The organism is Psychromonas saccharinae (assembly GCF_051201515.1).
Classification (GTDB): domain Bacteria; phylum Pseudomonadota; class Gammaproteobacteria; order Enterobacterales; family Psychromonadaceae; genus Psychromonas.
This window is the reverse complement of the sequence record NZ_CP195153.1, coordinates 2,185,021-2,201,792: the sequence shown is the minus strand read 5'-3', so window position 1 is coordinate 2,201,792 and position 16,772 is coordinate 2,185,021. Positions and strand designations below refer to the sequence as shown.

The following is a 16,772-nucleotide window of genomic DNA, read 5'->3' as shown; positions in this document are numbered from 1 at the left end:
ACACAGTTTTTGTTACAGTCTCTAGACTATCAAATCAGAATATCAATCAGCAAACGATTTCTTTTCTGTTAAATTTAACATAACAGTCTTTTCGAAGAGATTTGAAATGATGTAAATCATTAATATCAACATCTTCCGAATTAACAATTAATTCTTTTAACTGTTTTAAATCAGATAACTTAGAAAATATTGAACTGGTTAATCGAACATCATATATTGACAGCTTAGAAACAGAATCAAAGACATTATTCATTAATAATTTTTCGAATAAATCCTCAGTTATCCCATCTCCACAAACAAATAAAAAATCAGCGCCTTTAAAAGTCAGCAGTTCTTCTACATTATTATAATAATTAAGAATTAACTTACTACCTCCATTTTTAATACTATCGAAATAGTTACCCTCAATGTTTAAAGTTCTAATTACATCTTTAGAGGTGAATTTAAACCAAGCATCATAATTTTCTCGATTAAAACTTTTAAACTCTTGAATGCTACCATCTTCAAAATAAGTACACTCTTGAGATACATTAAAATCACCAACATCAATACTTTCAATGTCTCCATTAATAAAATATGTCACTTCATTCGTAACCCAACCATATTCACTCTTACGCTCAGCAACGCAGACTTCATTAATAAAGAAATAAGCAACCCCATTAAATTTATCGCCATGATAAGTAAAACAATCGGAATATTCATCGTCTAATAACTCTGATACAATATTTAAACTTGAGGCGTTAAAATTTATATAAGGTGATTGATAATCGCCCACCAGATCCCCATCTACAAATAAAGATTTTTTGACTATAGAAAATTTTTCAATCGTTAAAGCCACACCATTAAACTTAGTTCCATGGTAGTAACTTTTTATACCTTTGACATCCAATGCACTGGATTTAATAGTAAGCATATCGTTAATGACCTTTTGATAAATCGCCTGTTAAAATATCGAAACCATGCAACAAACTACCACAATTATAACAAGCACTAAATGGCTTACCTTGCCCACCAAATTTATCTGGTTGAAGTTTGTATGTTGACACTTGAATTTTACTTATATCATACCCAGAAGGCAATTGATTAAGTATTTGATTTGCAGAGCGTATCTCAGCATGAGTCCCTGGTAAACCTCGCCCTCTTGCTACAAATTTTTTATTATTTGTAATATAATCAAGAAGTCGTTTTTCCAGCAAGGGGTTCAACTCGTCTCCATTATCACTGTATAATTTTTTAATCTGTTTCATATAAGCATCGGTATCAATGACTTCAAAAAACTCCAAATCAGGCTCATCAAACCTCCGAAGTCCTTTAGCTTTTGGCATTTTCAGTTTAAAATTATCAAATGAATCACTAATTATTTCCTTCTCAAATACACCAGATCTTGATAAAGCAACACCTTTAACTTCATTCTTTCCTATTAATAAGTCAGTTTCCGATTTTACTAATGAACTAATATAATTACCAAAATCAATACGACTAGAAGTTGTACTTAGCTTTTTAGCAAAAGATTTTGACGACGTAGATAGTTCAGCAAATCCCATCATACTCGAAGTGACATTCAATGTTTGAGTTGCTTCTAATTTTCCTGCTGCGTAATACAGTCCATCGGATTTTAACGCATCAATAGTAACTCCGAGTTTTATTTGCTCATTTAATGCTGCAGGAATCGTTTTATCAAAATTGATAATATTATCATATACTGATCCCAATGACTTTTGCGCAAATTCTCTTCTTTCACTATCAAATGGGTTAATAGCATCGGTAATAATAACAAATGAATTAACCGTACCTTTGGCCAAATCAACACCCCATTCAGCAGCTCCCATTAAATTACCAGAAAGTTCTTCACGTAAGTTATTACTATATTCTCCAAAAGGATTCAAATTATCCCAATTTACTCCTCCCTCCTTACACAACCCAAACGGGTCCACCCAATTCACTGGATTAGGTGCATATTGATAATGATTAATCCCACCTGCTAATCCAATCGGATCTTGATGAATGAATCGTCTCTGTTTAGGGCAATAATATCGAAAACGATTGTAGTGTAAACCCGATTCAGCATCAAAGTACTGTCCTTGAAAACGTAATGGATTTTCAATGAAGTGTGCTTTTTCTGGCTCAAGGCTGTCTTGCTCGGATTTATCTTCACAACCAAACAAATCACCTCGGTTTTCCCAAGCGATTTGCTGTTGGCTATCCGTTAACCAAATCGGCGTGCCGAGTTGGTTAAGGTGGTAGTAATAAACTTGATTGTCTTTTATAAGAGCAACGGGTAAAAAGCTATCGGGTAGATAAATATACCAAGTGTATTGTCCATTACTGACTTCACCAATGACTTGATTACCATCCCAGATAAAATCAGTTCGCCCTGCTTCGGTAATTTTGGCGCTGCGTCTGCCTAAGGCATCGTACTCATATTGGCTAAGTTTATCGTTGTTATTGATTTTTCGTAGCTGATTCAATCCATCGAAACTGCGTTTTTGAATTTGCCCTGCCGCAATACTGCTGATTTGGTTGCCGGAGTTATCATAACGATAATCAACACCTTCAAAACTGAGTAAACGGTCAAATTCTACGCGAGTTTCGCGCATTGCTTTTGGCTTGGTTTCATCGACCTTCGGATTACCAAAGGCATCCCATTGGTAATCGGTATTTTCCGATTGGTTAGTATCGGTGATTACATCGTTATTTGTTTGACTGACTATCGCACTTTGCACCAGTTGGCTAAGTGAATTGTAATAAAAAGACTGTTTTTCTTTTCTTTTATGTATTGTTTTATCAGTAGCGCTTTGCGTTTTCTCTTCACAGCTGAGTACTTGATGCTTTTTATCATAGGTGTAATGACGCTGGCGAGTAAAACTTGCTTTAACATCCTGCTGTTGTGCATCGTTATTGTCTTTTTCTTTTTGTAACCAATGTTGCTCACTTAATCGTCCAAAACTATCAAAGGTTTGATTAAGCGTGATGTCATAGAAAAAAGTAGGACATCCATACCTTTTTCAGCATATTTTAACGCGAAATAAGACAAGGTTAATAGTTAAAAATAACCATTAAATGATGCGAATTTAAAGTAATTTCAAATTTATTAAAAAATTATAAGGTTTTAAGGGAATTTCAAGCAAACAATACGTTACCGCTGCTAATTGTTGAATTTGATTGGAAGAATGATTATTTAATACTAATGGATTATTCGCTGAAGCTTTTTTCTTGCTATCCAACGTTTGCCTGTATTCGCAGCAAACAAAGCGAGATCTTCAACCGACCCAACTGCAACGTGGTTATGTTGCCCGAACGTTTGTGTCAGTTCAATCCATGTTTCACTGTTTAATCCAAGCTTGCTCAATAAACTAGGGATTTGTTCTGGTACTGCGCCACGTTTATCCTCTCTTATTACACGCCCTGTCCAGTCAACAAGTTCAAGATAATCGATAAAAGCATAAGGAATGGCTTCTACCTGTTCATTACTTTCAAACGCTTTAAATCCAAGTAAGGGTTTATTTGACGACTTATTCTCGAAGCTTTCACTTTTACTACAAACACCATGAATTCGTTCGAATACTGATGTGTATTCCGACTGCTCTACCGTTTCTGCCATTTTTGCCCTGATAGGATTTAAATCCACATAAGCCATGCACGTTAGCAGTGCTTGTTCATCAAGTAAGCCTTGTGATTTGAAGCGTCCTTCCCAGAACCGTCCCGTACAGTTATCTTCTTTATTGGCTTTACGCGCGATAAATTCATTTAATGCGCGCATAAACCACGAGATATCAAGTAGCCGCGCTCGCCATTTTCCAATAACCTCTAATGCAGCGTTAGTTTCAGCTTCTGTTGTTAACTCTTCTTTCATCCAACGAGCCACTAACGGTGGCGCAGAATAGAGTTGCAACCAACGATGGCAGATGTCTTTATCAGAGAGGCTTGCTATGTCAGATTCATTGGCATGTAAAACAAGGTGATAATGATTAGACATGATGGCATAGGAGCATACATCAATTGAGAATATGTTGCTTAAAAAACGAATACGCTCAACCATCCATTGGCGACGATGCTCAAAACTTTTACCGCTGTATTTGTCTTCGCCGCACAAGAATGCGCGACGAACACAACGCGATATGCAATGATAATAGGTTGTATCATCAAGTGAAATTAAAGAAGAGCGAGATTGTGTCATACCTACCTCTTTATCTGTATATAAAAACACTGTTTATATAGTAGGGGTAAAATCACAATCTGTCAAAAAGGCATGGGTGTCCGATAGTTTTGTCTTTCTCGCAACATACAAAGAATGAGTGCTCAAATTGACGAAGTAAAAACCCAATTAACCGACCTAATCAAAGACAAAGCCGAATACGCCTTATTACAAAGCATACCAGGAATCGGCCCGGTAACGAGTGCTGCTTTGATGGCTTCGGTTGGTGATGCTGGCGCATTTAAAAATGGCAGGCAATTAGCGGCATGGATAGGATTAACGCCTAAGCAATATGCCAGTGGCGAAACCAATCGAATGGGAAAGATAAGCAAACGAGGTAATAGCACGCTTAGAAAGTACCTTATTCATGGTGCTCGCACTGTGCTTAATTGGTGTGAGAAAAAAGACGATGTACTCAGCTGTTGGTTACAGAAGCTCAAAGTACGTATGAATGGTTGCAAAGCGGTTGTGGCTTTAGCGAATAAACTAGCCAGAATTATTTGGTCAGTATTAATTAGTAAGCAGCCATTTGATGTGAGCAAAGCGTGCGCGTAATAATAGCTGAAGAAAAGTAATAACTAGAAAATACATATTTAATTAACCCGCAATACTAAACGGTAATAGGCATTGATGATTTAAAATGGTTTTGTCTTACTCGGAACCTCAGCCGGACTTCTGCCTTTAAGGCATCGTGGGTGCAAAGGCGAGTAAGACTTCTTCTGAAACTCAGGAGGGCGCGGCTTCCCATTAAGTAGCCATTAAGACGCCGGATATATGTCAAGAAACCGTTATCTCAATGATGTAAAAAGCAGTTTAGACAAAGGTGATTTATCGATTAAACGATACAGTGCGAAAAACAAGTTTAACCAGAAAAATCACCCCTTAATGTTAAAGGGTGACGAGTTTTTTATACGATATCGACAGTGAAACAGTAAATAAAAATCAATCTAAACTTGATTTACAAAGAGTGACCATATATGTCCTGTACTTTGGTACTTTCTTATTTATCTTTAATTAGTTATATTTATAATTACCTATAAATACTGCTTTATCTGATTGTCCATTACCATGATATTTGGTGTCGAAAATAGTCATGAATGACCTAAATTTCAAAGGGTTGTAATTTTCAAGGTCGATAAGCAACTTATCAATAAATTTATCTTTATAAGAAATCCGATTGAACATTTCACTAAAAGTTTTAGTTCCCTCTACGGTATCAAATTCTCTCGTGTCAATATCGTACCAGCCAAAACAAAAGTCTTTTTCAAACTGCGAAGAGTCAACTTCACCATTTGAATTCCAAGTATCATCTGTGTACTCCTCTAACTCTTCATAAGAATCAATAGTAGATATCCAAACCGCTACCCAACCTTCACATTTTTCCATTTTAATTCCTTAAACCATAAGGTAAATCATTAACACCATTAGTTAAACGATAATTAGCCCAATTCTGAAGTTTACGCTTAAAATCATCAAAATCTAGCGAATTTTCAATTATATTATCAAGTTCTTTATGAGCTGTATTTGACCCAGTTGAACCATGTTTCCAATCAGGATTAATTCCTCGAGTGGTCTTGGTCGGGGTCCTAAGTTCCCATATATCTTCCATTTTAACTCCCCAACGTTTAAATGTCTGTATTTGACTTACTTTTAACCACTCATGCATTTTACCTGGATAGCGAATTCTTTCCTCTAGCCCTTTTTTGAGAGTAGGATTTTTTAAGATGCGAGATAGTTGATCATCGCTAAGATCATTAAACCATTTAGCAAATCCTTCATTTATACCAGGTATACCTGATTTAATTTTATCACTAAAGATGACATCCTCAAGTCCGGTAATTATTTTTGAATCATTATGTGTAACCAAAGATCGACCGACACTTATCAATTTAGTTGACTTACTCGCCAAATTTGTAGGTACAAGCATCATTGCGTATTTTTCTAGACCTGCAGAATCGATATATGCTGCAATATCTTCCATATCTTGAGGGCCTGCATTCAACGCATTAATTGAGCTAATATCACCATACATAATCCCCAAAGTTAGAGTATTAGCGGTATACTTTAAAAGTCCTATGGCAGGTCGCCCAACAATAGGCTCAATTGTACCAGTTATAACAACACCTGAGACCTCCTCCTTACACAACCCAAACGGATCTACCCAATTCACCGGATTCGGCGCGTACTGATAATGATTAATCCCACCTGCTAACCCAATTGGATCTTGATGAATAAACCGCCCCTGTTTCGGGCAATAATATCGGAAGCGATTATAATGTAAACCCGATTCAGCATCAAAGTACTGCCCTTGAAAACGTAATGGGTTTTCTATACGGTTTACTTTCTCTGATTTAAGGATGCCTTGCTCGGATTTATCTTCATAACCAAACAAATCACCTTGGTTTTCCCAAACGACTTGCTGCTCACTATCCGTTAAACAAATTGGCGTACCGAGTTGGTCAAGGTGATAGTAATAAACTTGATTGTCTTTAATCAGTGCAACGGGTAAAAAGCTATCGGGTAAATAAATATACCAAGTGTATTGTCCGTTGCTGACTTCACCAATGAGTTGATTACCATCCCAGATAAAATCGGTGCGCCCTGCTTCGGTTATTTTAGCGCTACGTCTGCCTAACGCATCGTACTCATATTGGCTCAGTTTATCGTTGTGGTTGATTTTACGTAACTGATTCAATCCATCGAAACTGCGTTTTTGAATTTGTCCTGTGGCGAGACTGCTGATTTGGTTACCGGATTTATCGTAGCGATAATCAACGCCCGAAAAACTCAGCAGACGGTCAAGTTCAATGCGGGTTTCGCGCATTGCTTTGGGTTTGGTTTTATCTACTTTCGGATTACCAAAGGCATCCCATTGATAATCGGTATTTTCCAATTGGTTAGTATCGGTGATTACATCGTTATTTGTTTGACTGACTATCGAGCTTTGCACCAATTGGCTAAGTGAATTGTAATTAAAAGACTGTTTTTCTTCCGTTTTATGTATTGTTTTATCAGCAGCACTTTGTGTTTGTTCGTCACAACTGAGCAATTGATGCTTTTTATCGTAGGTGTAATGACGTTGATGATTAAAGCTTGTTTTAACGTCCGGTTGTTGTGCACCGTCATTGTCTTTTTGTAACCAATGTTGCTCACTCAATCGCCCAAAGCTATCAAAGGTTTGATTAAGTGTGATGTCATTACCCAATGCTTGTTGGCTAAGTTGACCCGTATTCGAATAACGACGCGTGATTAAATTTTGTGTTGCTTGTTGTGCAGGGAATTGATAATCAAGCGATGTCACTTGCCCTTGTTTATCGTACTCATAACGTAGTTCACTGCCATCGGGTAGTGTTAAACTACTGCGTTGTCCCTGTTTATTAAATTGATAATCTAGCGCCCAATCGCCCTGTTTACTTTGGCTTATTTGACCATTGAGATGATATTGCTGCTGAACAACGCGCTCGCTATTGTGGGCAAGCGTTACCCGTCCCACTTTGTCATATTGGTAGAAGTTATGACTATTAAACACCGCTTGTTTGTTTTCTTGTGTGGTAAAGCTATGTTGGTCAATAAGTCGACCGAGGCTATCGCGCTTCAGGTGAATAATACGTTCATCGGCATCGTTTATACCAATCAGTTCATCGTTAGCATCGTAGTCGTAAGTTTGAACGCGACCATCGAACCCAACCAGTTTTATGGGTTTTTCCGTTGGGCTGTATTCAATTTGGTAAGTCGCTTCGTCGCTACGCTCAATGCCAATCAGGTTACGCTCTTTATCATATTGATAATTAAGCCAACTGCCATCGGCAAATACTTTTTTAGTGGGTTGTGCAAGACCGCCGTAACCATAGTGGGTATTTTCGCCGGCAGGATTGGTAATATTAGTTAAGCGTCCGGCTTTATCGTAGAAATAATGGGTAATTAGTGCACTTTCGGGCGCTGTACTGTTCCCTGTCGCTTCACGCTGATGATAGGATACTTGCCGTGTGATTTGCCCCTGTTCATTACGTTGATACTCCGTAATTAAATCCTGCGCATCGCAGATAGCATTGATATGACCGAGGTTATCGTAACTATATCGGGTTAAGGCGTCCCCCACTTGTTCCGCTAATAATTCACCATTGTTGTTCCATTTGTAAAGGGTACGCAATCCACTGGCATCTATTTTTTCAGATAGATGTCCGGCATCATTGTATTTGTATTCGGTAACACGACCATCGGGCTGGGTTTCACTGAGTAAGCGTCCCGTCGCATTATAATGACGTTTAAACTGACGACCAAGTGCATCTATGGTGGCGATTTGTTTGCCAAAGGCGTTGTAGATAAAATGCGTTTCACTGCCATCGGCTTCCACCACGGAAGATAATTGTCCAATCTGATTGTAGTGATAATGAGTCGTTCGCTGACCCTTTGTGGTTTTTATTTTACGCTTTTGTTCGTCATATTGATGTTGGGTTTTGTTCCCATTTTCATCGACATGACACGTTAATAAATCTTGGTCATTATGGTAGAAATACTCGGTATGCCCCAATGTATTGGTGCTGCTACTTTTGTCGTCATCAAAACTGAAATGGTAATCATAGGTGCCATCATCGCCCCATTGATGTGTACATTTCGCTTTTTCAGTGTCACTATCCCATTCAAAATAATGGTTAAATCCAGAGGCACGTGTACGCTGACGCAGTAATGAATTTTTATTGTATTTATATTGTTCCGTATTACCTTGCGCATTAATCGCCGCTATTAATGATTGATTATCGTTGTATTGATAGCTCGCGAGCAATTGCGTTTGTACCTGCATTTCCCCCTGTTTATCGATAACATAGGGGGCAATGCGTATGATATTGTTATCGCTGTTGTAATAAAGAATAACGCCACGATTTGATGTTGTTTCAATGCCGACTAAGCGGTGTTGTGTATCGTAATGTAGAGAAAGCTCGTGACCAAACTCGTTATTAATGGTCGTTAACAGCCACCTATCATCTATGTTGCTAAATACCCAATGGGTGTTATCAGGACGTATCAATACTTGACGTGTTTTACTTTCATTTATTAAACCAAGACCAGAGCTCCCTTGAATGCTCACATCACCACGTTTAACTAAATTAAAGGCATGACGTCGCCCTTCTTCATCGATTAATTCAAACCAATGTGTGCCAGGTTGCTTAGGTCCTACTTTAGGGGGCGCATCATAACGAGAAAATAGTTGTAAGCTAAAACCATGACGCCAACCGTAACCTAACCCGATATTTTCTTTGATTTTGGAAGACCGATAAATACGGTTCCATTTTAACGGCAGTAAACTATTGAGTTGAAAATCTTCTAATTCAAGAATTTCTTCACCCGTTAACATCGAAACGGGATCGGCACATTTTACTTGATTTTCAATAGATGTTTCCGTCGGTATTTCATTTACTTTATCATTGGTTATATTTGGATTTTCTGAATCTGCGCCTTTATTTGTTGTTGCAACTATCACTGCATCCGATCCAGCGCCAACAGCTTGCTCCAAAAGACTTTCTTTATGTCCGGTGTTCTTTGGCAAGTCAACAAATACACGCAATTTTCCATTAGAGAGCAATTCAACTAATTTATAAAATGCATCTTTCACTGAAAATCCATAATTATTAATAGGTATGGTATTTGAAAATAACATTTCATAAAGACCGTCTGGAACCGTAGATGATCTATTCAATTCACCTATTATGGCCAATTGGAACCTTTTCACTTGGTCATAGTTAGTTATAACAATTTCTTCAAAATTAGCAGGGCTTTCTGAATCCAAAGTGGCAATAATATAACTGCCTCCATAGGCACCATGAAACTTATATGCACTCGCCATTATACTTTTTCCTTAGCTAACCATGAATAGACATTGACTGCTTGATAAAGACGATTTGAAACATCAAGTTGTAATGTATTTCCCTTAATGATGCCGTTGCTATAACCATGATAAATATGAAGCAAATGATAAAGCCCAGTCACACAGCCTAACTCGCCTGTCAATTGAGGAAGTAATTTTATCTGGGTTTGATTATCAACATTATCAGCTAATTGGTTATACGCCCTTAACCATGTATTTAGACTTTTATCCTCGCCATTTCCAGGTGCATAAAATTGCAAAATTTTACCGTCAGTATATGGTTTATTGAGAAAACGAGAGGCTTGATTAAATAATTGCGCGATAGCTTGTGTTTGTTGTTGCTCAATAGCACGTTCACTTTGAGAAAACAGTACCTGTAAACCATGCATCTCCGATTGAAAACAAGCCATGATGGCTCCTTCTGATGGAATTAAGCCATTACCCGTTTTCGTGTCTAAGCAGATCCCCTGTGAAAGCAAATCATCAATTTCATGAAATAACGTATCTACGGCAATAATACAAACTTGATTAATCTGTGCGCTATCTAATAATGCTGTCAACGGCGGAATAGCCATCGAAAAAGCGCTTCGTCCATAGGGAAAAAACTGACTTTTAGGATGACTAAATAACCAGGGGAAATTATTTTTTAAAGCATTCGCCCATTCGATTAAGTGTTTATTATCTTCAATCGCCAATTCAGGTAACAACCAAAAAACCGGCGTAGCAGTAAAATCAATCGTATTTGCATTATATTGCTTTTCAATCACCGGCCTTAGTAACGCAATAATACGTTCTAATTTATGGGCACTGGTAATATCAGAAAATGCAGCCAGCACTTTCTTGCCTCTTTGACTTGTAAATACAGGAATATCAATGGGGATCAAGTCAACTGCTAACAACGCATCATTATCAGCATTAAGACCAAGATTTAAATCAAATTCTTTGAGTGTTAGGTTCATAGCACCATCTCTGGTACCGCATAATATGGTACTTGCATACTTGTACTCAAATGAATGTGATGTAAATTGGCTATACGTCGATGCTCTTGACTACCTTGCTGTTCAAGCATCACTAAATTTTTAACGGTAATGGCTTTACCCGACAAAATACGATCAGGTAGTGTAGGTTTGAGTTTAGTTTCCCAAAAATGCAAAATTTTCGCGCCATAGTAAGGGAAATCGAGTTTCTGTTGCTCTATATCACTATTAAATTGAATAGGATAAGGTATTAATGTATCAAGCAAATCTCCAAGCAATACTCTTAAGGCATGATGAGCCCTGATTGTATATTCAGGCTTTTGTAAATATTCAGCTAAAAGTGGAGTAAACTCAGAAAAACCACTTAATTCAAGAATATGAATAAGCAATTGACTATTTTCACTTTCTTTCATTACATCATCGCTGCCTGTTAATTGATCAACAATCTTGTTGATTTCAACTTTATTTAGCGCCACGATATATAATTCAAATAATGTCCCGTGTGTTACTTTTAAGTCAATAAATCGTGATAAAAGTGCACTATTGAGTGGTTGAGTCCGATCAAGTACCGTTAAAGACAACTGAATAAAAGCTGATGACCTATCGGAATATTCGACATAAAAATCATTAATAGTACTTTGCTGTTGTCGATAAAAGCAGCCTATTAATTGATTATGTAACATTTGCTCATGGATAGAAGGCGTTAATGGACTGTCTTGTATCTGCAACACTAAGGCAAACAAAGGCGCAATTTGAGATAGTAATGGATTGTTCGATCGATAAAGACTTTGTAATAATAATTGTGGTTGTTGATGAATATTATTGTAAAGCAGTACCATCAATAAATTATGTGGTATGCATAAGGTTTTGTCTTGATGTAAAAGCTCAACAGCAACTACGCTATTTCCACAGCTAAAAAATGGATGCTGTTTTTTCGCCAGTGCTCGCGCACAGGCAATTAAACGCATACGATTGTCTATCGTATTTTGTTTAACCGTATAAAAAGAATTAATAAATTGAGTACGTTGTGCAAACAATTTATCCATATAATCCGTTATCAATAACATCCGTTCACTTTACTTGTTGAGTAACTTATTCGCTAATACTCACGTTATATTATTAGCCTATCAATACCGTAGGATTACCAATTACGATTTTACCGCCGTGAGCAGTTGCATCTCCAATTCTTGCAGCGGGTTTGCCGTTGATGATGACAGTTGCAGATCCAGCACTAATGGTATCCGGAGGACCAACACAAATACATTTATCGCCAACACGTGCCGCAGGTAGACCACCGATGAGCACTGATCCTGCGCCAGCAACTACAGGCCCCCCAACATGAGGTACGTGCCCAGTTGTTTTAGGACAGATATGTAAACTTCCGATTGTTGCTGCAGGTAATCCCATTACACACCTCTACTTATAAATGTTTTATTAAAAATAATAATGTAGAAAAATTTAGAAAGACATTCTTAATGTTTCTGAGGTTATTTTATCCATACCTATTCCAGGATAAGAGTTACTAGCATCATATTGAACATCAATATAGTTGCTATTAATATTAAAAAAATCATCTAATTTTATAGAAGTAGAGTATGTTTGTTCTGGTTTCAACGTGATGTAATCCTCTGGAAATTTAGAAGCAAATAATCTCGCAGTTCTTCGCCTGTAAAGTTTATTTCCTTCCGCGTCATAAATCATTAAACAATCAAGTGAATATTTTCCATCTTTAAATAAAAGCATCTGATCCATAAAGTAGTCTGTTTTATGTTTATTTGTAACATATATTAATAATTCTTTAGTATTGGCTTTTTGTTCAAGTTTAACTTCAATCATTTGCATACTATTTACCTTCAATGAAATACATAAAACTATCTGCATTACGCAGAGCTTTATAAGAATCGTCTTTAGCCTCTTTAAGGCAATCCATTTGTCCATATTTATAATCTTCAGTGCCTCCAACCGAGTTAAAATGGGATATTTCATGTGCTATAGTACCCGCCTTAGAATCGTAGCCATCTTTAGGTAAATACCCGAATTCATCACCTAAATAAATTGTCGACTCATCGTCTCTATAAACATAAGCAATTTCTCCCGCTATATCAGTTTCAGCTGCAGCAAAATTCTCAAGACCTAGATCTTTAGCAAACGTTAAGGTTTTATCGACACGGTCTGAAATCATTTCAACGCTGTCTGCATCAGTAGTACCAAACCATTGTTTAAATGATCTTTGCGTATTAGCATCCCACTCTGCAAGCTTTTCCTGCTTTTCTTCTAATGAAGAAATAAGACTGAAAAGCGCACTTTTTATTTGAACATCAGCAGTAAATGAATCCACACCAGGTATACGAGATTTATCTTCTTGTTCTTCAACTATAGGGGGTTCTTCATCAGTTAGTTTAGAAAGTTTAAGATTATCGGGTACTATTGATTTAGCCAAGTTCGATACATTTGCTAGCGATACACCATTTACTATCATATCCTCTGCAGACGAAGCGACACTGGTAATACTATCAAAACTAACATCACCTAAATTAGAGAGTAAACCATCGACAAACCCATCGGGGACAATATTTTGAACTAAGCTTGAAACGGCTGAAACCGACGCGCCATTTTGAATGATATTAGCAGCAGTGTATCCCGCACTCACAATATCGGTAGGTACAACATTGGAGGCTAAACTGGAAATATTAGATATCGAAGCACCATTTTCAGAAACATCTTTAGCAGCATAGGCGATATTCATGACGTCAGTCTGATCGACATCACCTAAATTTGAAAGCGCATCATCAATTACCCCATCTGGTAGTACAGTGTTTGCAAGACTAGATACATTCGAAATACTAGCACCATTTTGCACAATTTCAGCAGCAGATGAACCAGCATTGACGATATCTTCAGATAGAACGTTAGAGGCTAAGCTTGAAACATTAGATATAGAGGCGCCATTTTCTGAAACATCTTTAGCCGCATAAGCAGCACGTGAAACCGTATTTACTGTATCTGCTGATACAACATTTGAAGCTAAACTTGAAACATTAGCAATAGATGCCCCATTTTCAGAGACATCTTTAGCAGCATAAGCAACACTTTTAGCTGTAGCTACTGTATCTGCTGATACAACATTAGAGGCTAAACTTGAAACATTAGCGATAGATGCTCCATTTTCAGAGACATCTTTAGCTGCATAGGCAACACTTTTAGCTGTAGCTACTGTATCTGCTGATATAACATTAGAGGCTAAACTTGAAACATTTGAAATATTAGCACCATTTTTTGCAATATCGGCAGCAGTAGAAGCCCCATTTATAAGATCATTCGTCGACAAACTGCTTTCTTCACTTGCAGAATCTACACCAACATCTTCTGAATTATCATTGATAGATTCTTTCGCGATTGCAACACCTGCCTCTAGAATTGTAGGTTTAGCTGCACTCTGAACCATGTAATGTTCATTACTAAATAAAGGTTGTTTATCTTCTAAAAAGTAAATATGCAATTGCCTTTGTTTCAATTGTAAAGCAACATATTCAATCATTTGTTGGCGACTATAATTCGCTTGTAAATAATTATCGTCAATAACGTAAGAAAACAAACGTTCCACTATATTCGAATCATTTTTCCAACTGTGTAAATTACCTATAAATTGTTCTCCATAAATAGAACTCGTCCAAAACTCTATCAAGGGCAACCCCAATAATGCATCTTCCGAAAGGTCCATTGGTTTACAGACAAGATAACGATAACCAAAACGGCAGAAAAGTATAATGCCGCGATAATTATTATCGTATTCATGGATACTTGGAGAAATTAATTCAGTAATCATATTAATTCAATGAAATGCTTGGTGCTGCTAGCGCAATTTTAGTGCCATTAACCGTTACATTCGTACCTGTAATTTCGATTGCTCCACTACTTTTCATGGTAATCGAAGCACCACCGGTTTTGAATACAATTTCAGAACCCGCTGTGATATTTAAGGCAGTACCAATATCAATGGTTTGGTTATTACCAATTTTAGCAGTAAGATCATTATTAATATTAACGGTGTCGTTGTTTTTAATAGTCGTTGTTCGGTCATTGCCAATCGTATCTGTTTGATCATTTTTAACGTTTAACTGATGATCTTTTTCAGCTTGAAAAAAGAGTAACTCTTTACCTATTTCATCTTCAAATCGCAATTCATTAAAATTGCTTGCACCACCACTTTTGGTACTTCGAGATTTAATACCACTTTGCGTTTTCTTTCCAGGTAGGGAATAAGGAGGCATTAAATCTGCATTATAGATTGCACCACTGATAATCGGTTGATCTGGATCACCATTGATAAAGTCAACTAACACTTCTTGTCCCACTCGAGGGAAGAAAAATGCCCCCCATTTATTGCCAGCCCAGTTTTGAGCCACCCGGATCCAACAGGAACTTTTTGAATCATTTTGGCCTTCTCTATCCCAATGAAACTGAACTTTTACACGTCCATAATTATCGACTAATATTTCATCTCCAGGATCACCCGTTACCACTGCAGTTTGTACGCCATTAATTAATGCTTTATTTTTAAGAGCAGTAGGACGATAAACGGTAGAATCAGGGACGCATTCAAAATCGTTTCGGTAAATATCACCACCAGATTGACTCGCCCCCGTTTGATTAGGTTGACTTGCACTCGTACGAAGCGACGTAATCAGAAAGCTCTTACCAATATAACGTGAATCTTCATGGTCTGAAAAAGCAAATGTTTTACCGACACAAAAACTACGACAGTCTCCCTGTCCAGTCGATTTGTACATATCTTTTTGTAATGATTCAAGACGTATATCAGCAACAGCCTTTGATCGTGAATTAAATTCAGATTCACCTATATAATCAAAGACTTCATAATTAGCTTGGGAAGGTAAAGTGGCAACTAAGTTTTCACCACTTGGAAATTTTTTAGGCTGAGTAAAATCATACCCTTTTTGTGAGAAAGCCCCACTTGCCATACTTAACCCACCTTGCCAATGAGCAACATGGGATTGAGATAAAGTACCAGAATAACACTCGACAACACTTTCATCACATTTCTGATATGCAGTAATACTATCTAGGAGAGTAAGTACATGTGCAGAAGGACTGTGATCGAAATAATAAAAAATACCTTCTTGTTGTAATAAACGAGTTACAAAATCAAGATCAGACTCTTGGTATTGCACACAATACTCATATTTAGGATACGTAGAAATTGTATTATCTTTGAAGTCAACATTGTGTTGACCAAATAAATCAGAAATAATTTCTATTACAGATTTGTTTTGAAAAATTCTACTGTTGATTCGTTTTTTCATAAACGCAACAGTCGGCTGAATTGTCAAATGATAATCAATATAGTCTTCACTAACATCTGAAGCAGATGTTCTAGTACCACTACATTCAATATAACTAACAACGCCATTAAAATATCTGTCAGGTAACGGAATTAAAGTTCCATCAGCACTGCGAAGCGTAATACAGACCTGCTGCCCGATCAGATCATCTAGGGATATTCTTGTGCCAATAGTGTAAGTAGATGCTGAGATAGAAAACAATTGAGACATTGTTTCCTGAGCTGAAAAACGGGTTAAATAGAGAACATCTTTACCGAGTGGTGTTGATATACTGATTATATTATTATCTTGAGTTTCCATTCCTAAGCATATTCCTTGACATCACGTTAACACTTAAAAAGACTCAAAGAAGTTTCCTCCAATGAGCCTTAAAT

General features: G+C 37.1%; 12 protein-coding genes. 1 reads left to right on the top strand and 11 read right to left on the bottom strand.

Annotated features, from left to right (window positions below; translation table 11 throughout):
• Positions 1-46: 46 nt before the first annotated feature.
• The 3 genes from ACR30L_RS09700 to ACR30L_RS09690 all read right to left on the bottom strand — a co-directional run bounded on the left by ACR30L_RS09700 (position 47) and on the right by ACR30L_RS09690 (position 4,177).
• A complete protein-coding gene (locus tag ACR30L_RS09700; RefSeq protein ID WP_435237808.1) occupies positions 47-913 on the bottom strand; it encodes a hypothetical protein in 867 nt (288 codons plus the stop codon).
• A gap of 4 nt (positions 914-917) precedes the next feature.
• On the bottom strand, positions 918-2,723 hold the full coding sequence (locus ACR30L_RS09695) for an RHS repeat-associated core domain-containing protein (protein ID WP_435237807.1): 1,806 nt from the start codon (positions 2,721-2,723) through the stop codon (positions 918-920).
• 461 nt (positions 2,724-3,184) lie between these two features.
• The gene (locus ACR30L_RS09690; protein ID WP_435237806.1) at positions 3,185-4,177 is read right to left on the bottom strand and encodes a transposase; all 993 of its coding nucleotides are present in this window, start codon (positions 4,175-4,177) and stop codon (positions 3,185-3,187) included.
• A gap of 105 nt (positions 4,178-4,282) precedes the next feature.
• On the opposite strand from ACR30L_RS09690, the gene ACR30L_RS09685 reads away from it, so the two are divergent.
• Positions 4,283-4,750, top strand: coding sequence for an IS110 family transposase (locus ACR30L_RS09685; RefSeq protein ID WP_435237895.1), 468 nt, complete (start codon positions 4,283-4,285; stop codon positions 4,748-4,750).
• Positions 4,751-5,209: 459 nt separating this feature from the next.
• On the opposite strand, the gene ACR30L_RS09680 is transcribed toward ACR30L_RS09685, so the two are convergent.
• The 8 genes from ACR30L_RS09680 to tssI all read right to left on the bottom strand — a co-directional run bounded on the left by ACR30L_RS09680 (position 5,210) and on the right by tssI (position 16,698).
• On the bottom strand, positions 5,210-5,581 hold the full coding sequence (locus tag ACR30L_RS09680) for an immunity 22 family protein (protein ID WP_435237805.1): 372 nt from the start codon (positions 5,579-5,581) through the stop codon (positions 5,210-5,212).
• Position 5,582: 1 nt separating this feature from the next.
• Positions 5,583-10,037: an RHS repeat-associated core domain-containing protein gene (locus ACR30L_RS09675; protein ID WP_435237804.1), complete on the bottom strand. Its 4,455-nt coding sequence runs from the start codon at positions 10,035-10,037 to the stop codon at positions 5,583-5,585.
• Positions 10,037-11,017 carry a hypothetical protein gene (locus ACR30L_RS09670; RefSeq protein ID WP_435237803.1) on the bottom strand — a complete coding sequence of 327 codons (981 nt, stop codon included), beginning with the start codon at positions 11,015-11,017 and terminating at the stop codon, positions 10,037-10,039. The genes ACR30L_RS09675 and ACR30L_RS09670 overlap by 1 nt, the downstream gene beginning before the upstream one ends.
• Positions 11,014-12,081, bottom strand: a complete 1,068-nt coding sequence (locus ACR30L_RS09665) for a hypothetical protein (protein WP_435237802.1) — start codon at positions 12,079-12,081, stop codon at positions 11,014-11,016. Before ACR30L_RS09665 ends, ACR30L_RS09670 begins: the two co-directional genes overlap by 4 nt.
• A 73-nt stretch (positions 12,082-12,154) precedes the next feature.
• A complete protein-coding gene (locus ACR30L_RS09660) occupies positions 12,155-12,442 on the bottom strand; it encodes a PAAR domain-containing protein (RefSeq protein ID WP_435237801.1) in 288 nt (95 codons plus the stop codon).
• A gap of 51 nt (positions 12,443-12,493) precedes the next feature.
• Entirely contained in the window at positions 12,494-12,877 is a 384-nt protein-coding gene (locus tag ACR30L_RS09655; RefSeq protein WP_435237800.1) for a hypothetical protein, read from the bottom strand.
• 1 nt (position 12,878) lies between these two features.
• A complete protein-coding gene (locus ACR30L_RS09650) occupies positions 12,879-14,861 on the bottom strand; it encodes a M35 family metallo-endopeptidase (RefSeq protein WP_435237799.1) in 1,983 nt (660 codons plus the stop codon).
• Position 14,862: 1 nt separating this feature from the next.
• Positions 14,863-16,698, bottom strand: coding sequence for a type VI secretion system tip protein TssI/VgrG (gene tssI / locus ACR30L_RS09645; protein WP_435237798.1), 1,836 nt, complete (start codon positions 16,696-16,698; stop codon positions 14,863-14,865).
• Positions 16,699-16,772 lie beyond the last annotated feature (74 nt).

Bases quoted from the DNA above. Each gene is read 5' to 3' on its own strand.
- ACR30L_RS09700 (WP_435237808.1), bottom strand. From the start codon at position 913: ATGCTTACTATTAAATCCAGTGCATTGGATGTCAAAGGTATAAAAAGT.
- ACR30L_RS09680 (WP_435237805.1), bottom strand. From the start codon at position 5,581: ATGGAAAAATGTGAAGGTTGGGTAGCGGTTTGGATATCTACTATTGAT.
- ACR30L_RS09650 (WP_435237799.1), bottom strand. From the start codon at position 14,861: ATGATTACTGAATTAATTTCTCCAAGTATCCATGAATACGATAATAAT.
- ACR30L_RS09670 (WP_435237803.1), bottom strand. From the start codon at position 11,017: ATGAACCTAACACTCAAAGAATTTGATTTAAATCTTGGTCTTAATGCT.
- ACR30L_RS09690 (WP_435237806.1), bottom strand. From the start codon at position 4,177: ATGACACAATCTCGCTCTTCTTTAATTTCACTTGATGATACAACCTAT.
- ACR30L_RS09665 (WP_435237802.1), bottom strand. From the start codon at position 12,081: ATGGATAAATTGTTTGCACAACGTACTCAATTTATTAATTCTTTTTAT.
- ACR30L_RS09675 (WP_435237804.1), bottom strand. From the start codon at position 10,037: ATGGCGAGTGCATATAAGTTTCATGGTGCCTATGGAGGCAGTTATATT.
- ACR30L_RS09655 (WP_435237800.1), bottom strand. From the start codon at position 12,877: ATGCAAATGATTGAAGTTAAACTTGAACAAAAAGCCAATACTAAAGAA.
- tssI (WP_435237798.1), bottom strand. From the start codon at position 16,698: ATGGAAACTCAAGATAATAATATAATCAGTATATCAACACCACTCGGT.
- ACR30L_RS09660 (WP_435237801.1), bottom strand. From the start codon at position 12,442: ATGGGATTACCTGCAGCAACAATCGGAAGTTTACATATCTGTCCTAAA.